Below are 10,648 nucleotides of genomic sequence, written 5' to 3'. Positions count from 1 at the left end.
CCTCGTCGCTCAGAACGACGAGGTCCGCCTGCCTGCCAACCATAAAACAAACTCCTGCTCTTGTGACAGAAGCTGAACAAAATGAGGCTTACTTTGGTTCCAGGTGACTAGAACATCAGATCATTACCTCTCGAATTCGAGTATTGGCCGCTTTTTTTTCGGGATCAATTTCTGACATTGCAGCACTCCCCTCGCGCTTATTTGATAAATTCAGTGACCGGGCGGCTGAAATCGTCTTGCTCAGGCGTTATGGTGGGGAACAGGCACACGCATGCCGATGGTGCGCGAGGAGTAAAGCATGCAGACCGTTAAACGCCTCACCATCGCAATCATCGGCATGACAGATACTGTCACATCGGAAATCCGAATGGCGTGGTTTCATGCCCAAATCGGCCTGGAGGGGCCCTACTCGGCCAGCTTCATTGAAAGTGAAGACGCTCTCAAATTTGCCGCGGCGATTATTGACGTTCGTTACGAGGCGGACGTCATGCTGCGTCTCACCGAACAACTGGACGAAGAGGCAATTCCTTATCTTTTTTTCGTGCCAGAGACGGTTATTGACAGCGAGCCGGGACCTTTTGTCCTCTCCGGACGTTCGGAAGACATCGAAAACATTGTTTCCGCTTTGATGGCTCAAGGAGGGGGCATCAGACATTAAAGCGAGGCACGTGTTATGTTGAAACAAGCCGAGGGCGATGGCGAAGCGAATTTTCTGCTTTCTCTTCTGCCAGATGACATCAGGCGTGAAGTAACCGGCGTCTGTAAGCCCATCAAGCTCGCATTGGGCGATGTATTGATTTCCGCCGGCGCGCCCGTCGAGCGTGTTTTCTTCCTGTCATCCGGCATTGCCTCCGTCGTGGTCGTCACCAAATCGGAGCGTAAAACAGAAGCGGGACTTGTCGGGAGAGAGGGATTTGTGCCGACAGGGGCGGTCGCTGGCGCGGAAAGAAACCTGACCGAAATCGTGATACAGGCTCCCGGCGAAGCCCTTGTCATGGACATGCGGTCGTTTGAAGCGCTTCTTGAAAAATATCGGGTCTTTTTCGAGATTCTTGTCTGTGCACTGCACATCTCAAGAACGCAGGTGGAATACACGGCGTCTTCCAATGCCACCCAGTCCGTAACGGAGCGGCTCGCCCGCTGGCTCCTGATGTGCCACGACCGCATAGAAGGCAATCATCTGCCACTGACCCACGACTTTTTGTCCACCATGCTGGCCGTGAGGCGCGCAAGTGTAACGGACGCCCTCCACGTTCTCGAAAGCCATGGGTTCATTCGTTCCGAAAGGGGGAGAATTACGATCAGGAACCGCGAGATGCTGGAGAACTATGCGCGCGATCTCTACGGCATGCCTGAAGAGGAAAGCAATCGTGTATTCGCCCGCTTTCTGCCCGAATACCCGTCTGAAATCCCGCTTGACGACCTCGTCATTGTCGAAAGCAGCGGGGTCCGGTAGTCCGGACGGCCTTCTCAATCGTCGTTCGGTACGCTTCCGAACATTTACGTTTGGCCATTTCCCTATAGTATGGGTTCATCTTCCCTCACGCTGTGAAATGCAGGATGCGTTTCAAGGAGGTGAAATGCACGCCAATCACGAGTACCAGAGTTCCGGAATTTTTCTGAACGAAGACATCAACATCGTTAAGGCAGCCTACGAGAATGTTCTGTCCGCAGAACGCGATCCGGCTTTGTGCCGGGCAGACGTCGCCCGCTATGTCCTGAAAATGTATGATCGCGGCGTTGTCGATCCCCTGAAGCTTCAGCGGCTCGCAACTCTCTATTTTCGAACCAAATTGCTTGTCGGCTGATTTTCCAGCCTTACGCGTTGTCGGTTCGGCTTGGTCTCAGGTTCAATGAGGCCTTAAAGGACGTTCCTCTACGGTTTCGGATAATCGCGTACCTCGTCATGCCCAGGAACGGAATGATGCGTTCCGGTTTCCCATTCATCCATCCGTGGCGTCACTCGCCTGCAATATGAAAGGCGTCGACGGACGGGGGAACAAACCTGCGCAAGCATGGTTCGGGTCGCTCCACGAACTCATGCCGGACGAGGTGTAACATGACCAGGAAAACACTCCCCATTCCCGAAGAGAACAGAAGCCAGCAAGGGCCCGGCGACAACGACCGTCTGAACACGGAAGAAACCTCCGCCGTCAAGGAACAGAAGGTTTCAACCCAGACCGGCAGGCAGGCAAACATAAAGATAAACACGACACATCAAGGTCACCAGCAGGACAGGTAGCGCCCACCTGTCTGCGGCGCGCGGCTAGCTGTCACCAGCACTCAGTCCAGATTTCGACGTAGCGACTCCCTCGCCCTGTTGACGCGGCTTTTGATTGTGCCCACCCGGCAGCCGCAGATGGCGGCGGCATCGGAATAACTCGTTCCTGCCGCCACAAGCAGCAGAGCTTTTTTCTGGTCCTTGTCGAGATGGCGGATAGCCCGCATGACCTCCTGATGCTGCACACGCCATTCCTGGCTGGCAGGGGTAGACATGGATTGCTCGATACCGACCGGCAAGCCGACGCATTCACGCCTCGACACCTTGTAGCGAGTGCAGAACGTGTTGCGCAAAATGGTGAAGAGCCACGATTTCAGCGCCGTGCCGGGGGTAAAACCATGCAGGGCCCGAAGCCCCCGCAACATCGTCTCCTGAACGAGATCGTCAACATCCTCCTCGTTTCTGACGAAGCGACGCGCAAAAGCCGTCAGGGCCGGCGCCAGCTCCGCAATACCGATGCGCAACTCCTCCAGCTGCGCTTCACTCAATGTGTTTCCGGAAACTCCACTCACAGCGTGCTTGGCCATTTTCCCATCCTTTCACTATGGGGAAATGTCTCGGCGGACGCTTGGTTGCTGTACGCCAACGTACAATGGCGACATCAATGAGGATTTCGACGACGTCGATTGGAAAAGCGCAGGCGCGCGCGATGCTTTAGATAGGACAGTTGGTTTCAGGCCTCATCTACACCCTTGGGCGGTTGCCTCCGCCACCTCTGTTCGATCATGCGTTCCGCGTTCTTTCTCGCCTGTTCCCTGTCCCGGCGACTTTCTTCAGTATCGACGGAGCGGGCATCGTCCGTACCGGGCTCCGGCTGGGTGTCCTCGTCGGGTGGGCTCATCGCTTCATCTCCGCTTATGGTTGCAGGAATGGCGGATCCGCTATCCTGCAGGTCTTCTAACCGCAGCGTCGTTGAGAGGTTCCGATCTTGCTGAGGCATTGAGGGAACAGCGCTGCTGTAAAACTGTTAGGGAGGGATCAAGGAGGACGTCATGAACAAGAACGACAAGCTGAAGCAAATTCACAAGGACAGCGAACCGCAATTTGCGCGCGGGAAGAAAACCTCGAAAAACAACGGCGTGGCGAGCGCGAAGCCAAGGGTTATCACCGGTTCGGACGACGCAACCGTCAACAAACTGCCGCCCGGCGTCAAGAAACCGGAGAAGGACTGGGATTTGAACTACGACGAACGGGATACCAGCGACGGCAATTTCCAGGGTTAATCCGGTCGCACACCACAACCTTCACCGAGCCAGGTCCTCGATCGCAAGTTCGATGGATTGTGGCTTGGCGCCCTGCTTTGTCTGCACTCTCAAGACGCTGCCGGTGTTCAGCACGCCCTCAAGCACCGTCCGCTCCCCCACGATGATCTTAATCACCTTGGGACTGGCCGCCTCGATATTGAGGCTATTGCTGGTTTCGTGATCAACGGTCTGGGCCACGGTGGAGCCTCCGGTTCGTGTGAAGATAGGCGCCTAACTTCGCTAGGGGAGCCTTGTTCCTTGTCTTCGGTGAAGACCGCTGGCTGCTTCCGCTAATCGCCCGAAGCAATTCCGCTATTAGGGTCTCATGAAGCGCGGAGCGGATTGCCTGGGAAGCGCCGCAAGGAGGGTCGCTGTATCGCACACCTGCAACTGCGTCGAAAAACGGCCGGACAGCAGCTTCAACGCCGCATCGTGTGTCGCATCCCTTCCGCTACAAAGCGCGTCTTCGACCAGAATGACGTAAAAACCCTGGTCTATCGCTCCCAGAACGGTGGCGAGAACGCAGACATCTGTTTCACCGCCGGTAATCACCAATGTTGAAACCCGTTCCTCCCGCAGGAGGTCGCCAAGGCCTCCATGCTGCCAGGGGGAGTACACGCTTTTACGAAAGATGCGGGCGGGCGGTATGTAGCGCGACAGCGCTGGTATAACACCGATCAGTTCCGGGACCAGCGACTGCTGCGTCATCATCGGCCATTTTTCATAATAGGCCCGCCATGCACCGGCGGCCTGCTCGACAGATTTCGGCGGCACAAAACAGGTGAAGATGCATCGGGCGGGATCGCCTTGAACCACAGCCTCCACCGCCTCGCTGATGCGGTCCATCCATTCGACATGCCATGGCGTATCCTCGGCGAAAACGCGTTGCATGTCGACGCACAGGTGCCGCCAGTCTCCCTCGGCAGAAAACTCGATCAATTCCTCCTCCCTATCCGCCGGTCTCGCTGTGAGGAGCGGCAACGGGTTTCGATTCCGGCGACCCGCGGAAGCGCAGGAAGATGGAGAGAATGACGAGAACCGCGGTCGAAAGAAACTCCGATTGCCAGTTCTGAAAAGATTCAAACCAGAATTCCACACTTCCCAGATGCGCAAATAGCGTTGTCTCGGGCTCACCGTGCATGGCGGCTTCCACTGCCCCTGCGTCAGCGCTGTATTTCAGATGGAGAACAAAACTGACGATGAAAAGGAAGAACAGCGCCAATCCCAGAGAATAGGAATAGAGGGTGCGGATAAATCCCCCTGCTTTCACCGGCCAGGGCGCCTCGGGATCATCTGCTTTTTGTGCGGGATCTTCGTCCTGCGATGCAGCTTTATCGGGGTCTTTGGATTCCGACGAGCCTCTCTGAAAAAGAAACGCGGTCAGCATCACATAAGCCGACATCTGGAGAAATTCGCTCTCCCAGTTTTCGAACAGGGCGGAAAGAAAATGGCCGCTCTTTGCGTAGGAAAGAAGCGTCAGGGGCGTCGCCTGATGCTGCGCGAGCTCCTCGTTGTAAACGACCCAGCCGGTCGCAAGCATGCCACCGATCGTCAAAAGGGAAGTCAGGACAAGGACAATCGTCAATCCATTGTCGCGAAACAGCCTCATGGTTCAGCCTCGCATGAAAGAGACAACTGTAAAATTGGACGCGCCGCCGGTATCGGCGGCACGTCCGCGTGCGGCTCATGCTGCCTTGGATTTAGCCTTTACGTTGGCGCGTGCCTGGGCAAGCGAAGAGAGAGCCGTATCCGTTGCGCTTTCCTCGCCCAGCGTCTGCTCGAACAGTTTGGCCGCTTCCTTCATGCCGAGTTCGACCGCCCATGTCTTCAAGGTGCCATAACGGGTGATCTCGTAGTGCTCCACGGCCTGCGCCGAAGAAATCAGCCCGGCATCGAGCGCGGGAGAGCCCTTGAACTCCTCCATGATTTCCTCGCCTTCCGAGATAATGCCCTGGATCGCTTCGCAGGTCTTGCCGCGTGCCGGCTTGCCGAGCAACTCGAAGACATTCTGCAATCGCTCCACGTGGACCTCGGTCTCGTCCCTGTGCTTTTCGAATGCCGCCTTTAAATCCGCTGACTGCGCAGCCCGCGCCATTTTCGGAAGCGCCTTGAGAATCTGGCGTTCCGCGAAATAAATATCCTTCACCGTATCGAGGAAAAGGTCTTCCAATGTCTTCTCAGCCATTTTTAGTCTCCTGTTGCTTGGTGGTGAGTGAGAGTGGGTGTTTCATTGCTTATCGACCGGCACGGAGGCCTTGCCGAGTTTGAGCGACGGTTCGCGCGCCCAGACTCGAAGTTTGCCGAGCTCTGATACGAAGGCAGCCAGTCCTCCTTCACCCGGCAATGGCAGCATGCCTTCATCCATGACATCGGCAATTCCCGCTTTTTCCAGTAACGGCAGCGCCGACTGGTCGTAGCCAATGAATTTGCAGTGCTGGAACGCATCGGCGACGAAATCCCGCGCAGTTGCCTCCTTGATCAGCTCATCGATGGCCGCCGCCGATGTCAGCAGCGCCACCGCATCGAAAAGCACCGAAGGCCCGCCATCAATCATGTGATGTGCCTCGACGAAGGTGCCGTCCGACGCCGTTACCCCGCCGACCTTGGGCGCGATAAGCTCGAAGACAGCTTTTTCTGCCTCGACCGCTTTGGTCAGTCCCTTCAGCAGCTTGACGTCTACGCCGTCGGTAATGAGAATGCCGAGCTTGCGACCCTCGAACCGTTTGGGACCCCGCTGAACGATACTGAGCGCCGGCGACGGCTCCAGATCCTGACGGGTTGGCATGGCGGCATCCGCCGGTTTCGGCATGGCTTGCAGGCCGAGCCTCTGCGCCACCGTCGCGGCAAGCGTTTCGTCGATATTGAGAAGATGCGCGACCATCCGCTCACGGATGACGGGAGTTTCCACCTTGCTGAGTTCGAAGGTGAGCGCCGATGCGATATGACGTTGTTCAGGTGGCGTCTGGCTGATGTAGAACTGGCGCGCCTGACTATAGTGATCGGCGAAACTTTCCGGCCGCAACCTTGCCTTGGCGCCCTGCTCCTCGGCAGGGAAATGCTGGAATCCACGCGACGGCGATTCTCTTGGCCCTTCCCCGAAGGAATTGGGCTGATAATTCGCCCGTCCGGTCGGATTGCGCATCGCCATATGGCCATCCTGCTGGAAATGCGCGAAAGGACACTTGGGCGCATTGATGGGCAAATGCGTGAAGTTCGGCCCGCCGAGACGCTTGAGCTGCGTATCGAGATAGGAAAAATTCCTGCCCTGCAGCAGCGGATCATTGCTGAAATCGATGCCCGGCGGCACGTTCTGCGTCATGAACGCCACCTGTTCGGTTTCGGCAAAGAAATTGTCCGGCATCCGGTCGAGGACGAGCCGGCCGACCGGTTTCGGCGCCAATATCTCCTCGGGAATGATCTTGGTGGGGTCGAGAACGTCGAAATCGAAGCTGTCGGCGAAATCCTGATCAAAAAGCTGAACCTGCAGCTCCCATTCCGGAAAATTGCCGGACTGGATCGCCGCCCAAAGATCACGCCGGTGAAAATCGGGATCGGCGCCGTTGATCTTGACCGCCTCGTTCCACGCCACCGACTGCAATCCGAGCTTCGGCTTCCAGTGAAACTTCACGAAGGTCGATTGCTCCTTCGCGTTGATGAATCGGAAGGTGTGAACCCCGAAACCTTCCATGAACCGGAAGGAGCGCGGAATGGTCCGATCCGACATGATCCACATGACCATGTTCATGCTTTCAGGCGTGAGACTGATGAAATCCCAAAAGGTGTCATGCGCGGTTTGCGCTTGCGGAAAGGCGCGATCAGGCTCCTGCTTGGCGGCATGGATAAGATCCGGAAACTTGATCGCATCCTGAATGAAGAAGACGGGAATGTTGTTGCCGACAAGGTCCCAGTTTCCCTCCCTGGTGTAGAGCTTCACGGCAAAACCGCGCACATCCCGCGCAAGGTCGGCCGACCCCTTGTTGCCGGCGACGGTCGAGAACCGCACGAAGGCCGGGGTCTTTTCACCCGCCCGCTGAAACAGATCGGCCTTGGTATGGGCGGCAAGGGAGTCGTAAGTCTCGAAATAGCCGTGTGCGCCGTAACCGCGCGCGTGAACCGCGCGCTCGGGAATTCTCTCATGATCGAAGTGGAAGATCTTCTCGCGAAAATGGAAATCATCCACGACAAGCGGCCCGCGAGAACCGACCCGAAGCGAATTCTGATCGTCTGCAATCGGCCCGCCCTGCGCGGTCGTTAGCACGGGCTCGTCGCCGGTCGCGGTCTGGTGCAGTTCTCCGCCATCCCCCCGAACAAGCTTCTGGTCGTGAATGGTGGCGGTGGCGGATGATGCGGTGGAATCTGGTTTTCTGGCCATGTCAGCTCCTGCAAGGCGTTGACCGGAGGCGATGGCAAAACCATGCCCCCGGCTGACGGGTGAGTTCGTCAAATTGCGGAGCGGCGGTACCGGTTACGCTCCTGCTCAACATCTTCCGGCGCAAAGGGCCTCGACGCCTCGTCGAAGCCCGTCCAGCCCTGTTCGCGATAGGCCGCGCGGCGTTCCACGGGGTCGACCCAGCCCTGCCGCTTGAGCACGGCCTCGGCCTCCGGCACCAGATTATCTTCGACGCGGGCGGTGACCAGCGTACCGCCCCTTCGAACCCCTTCGGCGTAAAGATTGGCATCCTCTTCGGAAACGCCCGAGCGGGTCATGGCTCCGATAAGCCCGCCGGCAGCGCCACCGGCAACGGCGCCGCCCGCTGCACCGACCGCTGTGGCGGCAAGCCAGCCCGCTGCAACCACCGGCCCCACGCCCGGGATCGCCATCAATCCCAGCCCCGTCAGCAGACCGCCCGCGCCACCGACAAGCGCACCGATGCCGGCACCTGTGCCTGCGCCCTCCGCTGCGTTGGAATCGGAATCCTCTCCATGCCGCCTGTCGGCGTTGCTGCCGACGATGCTGATATCGCTTGACGGCACGCCCGCTCTTTCCAGTTCGGAAACGGCGGCACTTGCATCGTCATAGTCGTCGAAAAGTCCGGTTACGGTTCTCATGTCACTTCTCCCAAAATCCTGCGCGCCTCACTTGGCGACGACGTTGCCCTGATAATCGAGCGCTATGGCCACGGTCTTGCCGCCTTTCATGCCCGATGCCATCCACACACCCTTGTCGTCCTTCGTCAGGTTCTTGACCTGCGTGTACCCGGCCTCTTCCATCCTCTGTTTGGCCTGCGCTTCAGTGAAGCTATTGGCGCCCTCCACCGGAGCCGTCGGATTATTGGCGCCCGGTGTCGCGACAGCCGGCGTATCGCCACCCGGATTGGCGGTTGGGGTCTGCTGGGCGAAAGCCGACAGCGCACCGCCGCCTAAGAGCAACACAACGAAAACAGTTTTCTTCATGTGGATTTTTCCTCCGCTAGGATCATGGATTGCGAGCCTCCCTTTCGGAGTTTCCTCCGACAGACGGGAAACCCATCTCGGGCCGGCATGAACGCCTCTCGAACAAATCGACATGCAGAGAGTTCCGAAAATAATTATCGGCAGGGGAGAATGCCGCCTCACATGATGATCGCCTTACCCGCGACGCCGGACGGGGTATGGTGAGGAGTAGCAGCCGTTTTATACGACGTCCTTGGCGGAAAAGCCGGCAGGGCCGCCCTGATTACCTCAGTCCTTGTCGCCCGGATATTGACTGTTCTTAAGGAGCAGAGCCAGGTGCACCGTGTTGCGCACAAGCATGCTGACCATGGTGTTAACGGCGTCCGGCGTTTCATCGAAATCGACGAAATTCTTCGAACCCATTGCTTCTCCCACCCAGTAGGCAACCGCATTTGCGGGAATAGTGAAGCCGACATCATTCAGGGCCTGGAAAAGTTCCGCCGAAACATGGTGAGCACCGTCTTCATTTCCGACGACCGCCACCGCGGCGACTTTCCCATAGGAAACCATACGCCCCTGCTCGTCGGTCTCGTCCAGAAATGCATCCATGCGCTCCAGCGCTCTTTTGCACACGCTCGAGGGCTGTCCGAGCCATATCGGCGTTCCAAACAGAAGAATATCGGCTGCAACGATCTTTTCACGGATGGCCGGCCAGGCGTCCCCCTCGCCTTCATCGGATGTAACGCCAGGCTTGATGTCATGATCGGCGAGCCTGATCGTCTCGGTTTGCACATCATGATTGCCGAGCTCCCGAAGGATCAATGTCAGCAGTTTTTCGGTGGACGACGGCTCTGCCGAGGTGGAAGACTTGAGTGTCGCATTCAATGCTAAGACCTTGAGAGACATAATAGCTCCTTCTGTCAGCGGGCTTTGCCGCATGTTGGTGTAAGTGACTATGTCCCGGCGACAGGAGACGGCCACGGCCGCCGCCAGCTGGCAAACCGTCTGACCTAACGCCGGGAAAGCAGTCGCGCCATGGCGTGATGCGGAGGTGGCTTTTCGCCTTCAGGTCCGTTTTCCTTTTCCAGCCGGGCGCGAATCTCCTCGATTTCTTCTTCCGTGAGATGCTCGATCCCGATAAAATCTGCGCGTGCCTGCTCCACGGCTCTCAGGAGTTCGTCCAGCTTTGCTTCCATCGCTGCAGAATCCCGGTTCTGCGAATTCTGCACGAGGAAAATCATGAGGAAGGTGACAATGGTGGTGCCCGTGTTGATGACAAGTTGCCAGACCTCCGAAAAGCCAAACAGCGGCCCGCTTACTCCCCAGACGATGATCGTGCCAAGCGCGACGACAAACGCAGTGGGCGAGCCTGAAAAGGACGCGGTACGGCTGGCAAAAAGGGTGAAGAACTTGTTCATAGCGTGCTGCACCTTACCGCTGACGCCGATTCCGAAGCGAAAACGCACCTGTCATATTGTCTAAGAGCGTCGGCTCGACAACGTGCGCTGCATTTAGGTTGGCACTAACAAAGGAAAAAGCAGATGGTTCCGAGGTTAGAGGCCAGACGGAAGTGAGCAGCCTCCAACTTCGCTTATGCATTAGGACAAAGCGGGACGAAGTTAGCTTAACGCTTGTCGTTATTTCATAAGTCCCGAAACACAAAAAACCCCGTCGCGGGCGCACGGGGTTTTGTTTTGATATTGGTTGCGGGGGCAGGATTTGAACCTGCGGCCTTCAGGTTATGAGCCTG

15 protein-coding genes are annotated in these 10,648 nt (G+C 57.4%); 4 read left to right on the top strand and 11 right to left on the bottom strand.

Going from position 1 to position 10,648, the window contains the following annotated elements; genetic code table 11:
- The first annotated feature begins 298 nt into the window (after positions 1-298).
- The 3 genes from PIB16_RS26520 to PIB16_RS26510 all read left to right on the top strand — a co-directional run bounded on the left by PIB16_RS26520 (position 299) and on the right by PIB16_RS26510 (position 1,808).
- A complete protein-coding gene (locus tag PIB16_RS26520; protein ID WP_003520657.1) occupies positions 299-658 on the top strand; it encodes a hypothetical protein in 360 nt (119 codons plus the stop codon).
- Positions 659-673: 15 nt separating this feature from the next.
- Complete coding sequence (locus PIB16_RS26515) at positions 674-1,456, top strand: Crp/Fnr family transcriptional regulator (protein WP_271046672.1); 783 nt, start codon at positions 674-676, stop codon at positions 1,454-1,456.
- Positions 1,457-1,580: 124 nt separating this feature from the next.
- Positions 1,581-1,808: a hypothetical protein gene (locus PIB16_RS26510; RefSeq protein ID WP_065656246.1), complete on the top strand. Its 228-nt coding sequence runs from the start codon at positions 1,581-1,583 to the stop codon at positions 1,806-1,808.
- Positions 1,809-2,283: 475 nt separating this feature from the next.
- Here the strand turns inward: PIB16_RS26510 and PIB16_RS26505 are convergent, their stop codons facing one another.
- Positions 2,284-2,808: a sigma-70 family RNA polymerase sigma factor gene (locus PIB16_RS26505; protein WP_078051586.1), complete on the bottom strand. Its 525-nt coding sequence runs from the start codon at positions 2,806-2,808 to the stop codon at positions 2,284-2,286.
- Positions 2,809-2,954: 146 nt separating this feature from the next.
- The gene (locus PIB16_RS26500) at positions 2,955-3,122 is read right to left on the bottom strand and encodes a hypothetical protein (RefSeq protein ID WP_223215549.1); all 168 of its coding nucleotides are present in this window, start codon (positions 3,120-3,122) and stop codon (positions 2,955-2,957) included.
- Between the two features lie 151 nt (positions 3,123-3,273).
- Between PIB16_RS26500 and PIB16_RS26495 the strand changes: the two genes are divergently transcribed.
- Positions 3,274-3,504, top strand: a complete 231-nt coding sequence (locus PIB16_RS26495) for a hypothetical protein (RefSeq protein ID WP_003520650.1) — start codon at positions 3,274-3,276, stop codon at positions 3,502-3,504.
- 21 nt (positions 3,505-3,525) lie between these two features.
- On the opposite strand, the gene PIB16_RS26490 is transcribed toward PIB16_RS26495, so the two are convergent.
- The 9 genes from PIB16_RS26490 to PIB16_RS26450 all read right to left on the bottom strand — a co-directional run bounded on the left by PIB16_RS26490 (position 3,526) and on the right by PIB16_RS26450 (position 10,316).
- The gene (locus PIB16_RS26490; RefSeq protein WP_125145399.1) at positions 3,526-3,723 is read right to left on the bottom strand and encodes a hypothetical protein; all 198 of its coding nucleotides are present in this window, start codon (positions 3,721-3,723) and stop codon (positions 3,526-3,528) included.
- A gap of 117 nt (positions 3,724-3,840) precedes the next feature.
- On the bottom strand, positions 3,841-4,464 hold the full coding sequence (locus tag PIB16_RS26485) for a cysteine hydrolase family protein (protein WP_271046671.1): 624 nt from the start codon (positions 4,462-4,464) through the stop codon (positions 3,841-3,843).
- Positions 4,465-4,474: 10 nt separating this feature from the next.
- A complete protein-coding gene (locus PIB16_RS26480; protein WP_065656240.1) occupies positions 4,475-5,134 on the bottom strand; it encodes a DUF6766 family protein in 660 nt (219 codons plus the stop codon).
- A 75-nt stretch (positions 5,135-5,209) separates the two neighbouring features.
- A complete protein-coding gene (locus PIB16_RS26475; RefSeq protein WP_003520646.1) occupies positions 5,210-5,710 on the bottom strand; it encodes a YciE/YciF ferroxidase family protein in 501 nt (166 codons plus the stop codon).
- A 42-nt stretch (positions 5,711-5,752) separates the two neighbouring features.
- The gene (catE, locus tag PIB16_RS26470) at positions 5,753-7,897 is read right to left on the bottom strand and encodes a catalase C (RefSeq protein ID WP_271046670.1); all 2,145 of its coding nucleotides are present in this window, start codon (positions 7,895-7,897) and stop codon (positions 5,753-5,755) included.
- A 68-nt stretch (positions 7,898-7,965) separates the two neighbouring features.
- A complete protein-coding gene (locus PIB16_RS26465; protein ID WP_271046669.1) occupies positions 7,966-8,574 on the bottom strand; it encodes a general stress protein in 609 nt (202 codons plus the stop codon).
- A 27-nt stretch (positions 8,575-8,601) separates the two neighbouring features.
- Positions 8,602-8,919: a PepSY domain-containing protein gene (locus PIB16_RS26460; RefSeq protein ID WP_003520643.1), complete on the bottom strand. Its 318-nt coding sequence runs from the start codon at positions 8,917-8,919 to the stop codon at positions 8,602-8,604.
- Positions 8,920-9,186: 267 nt separating this feature from the next.
- Positions 9,187-9,804 carry a flavodoxin family protein gene (locus PIB16_RS26455; protein WP_080856785.1) on the bottom strand — a complete coding sequence of 206 codons (618 nt, stop codon included), beginning with the start codon at positions 9,802-9,804 and terminating at the stop codon, positions 9,187-9,189.
- A gap of 104 nt (positions 9,805-9,908) precedes the next feature.
- On the bottom strand, positions 9,909-10,316 hold the full coding sequence (locus tag PIB16_RS26450) for a low affinity iron permease family protein (RefSeq protein ID WP_078051580.1): 408 nt from the start codon (positions 10,314-10,316) through the stop codon (positions 9,909-9,911).
- Between the last annotated feature and the right edge of the window lie 332 nt (positions 10,317-10,648).

Origin of the sequence: Agrobacterium sp. ST15.13.015 (genome assembly GCF_027871645.1) — a bacterium.
Lineage (GTDB): Bacteria > Pseudomonadota > Alphaproteobacteria > Rhizobiales > Rhizobiaceae > Agrobacterium > Agrobacterium leguminum.
The sequence above is the reverse complement of the archived record's forward strand: the minus strand, read 5'-3'. Positions and strand labels throughout refer to the sequence as shown.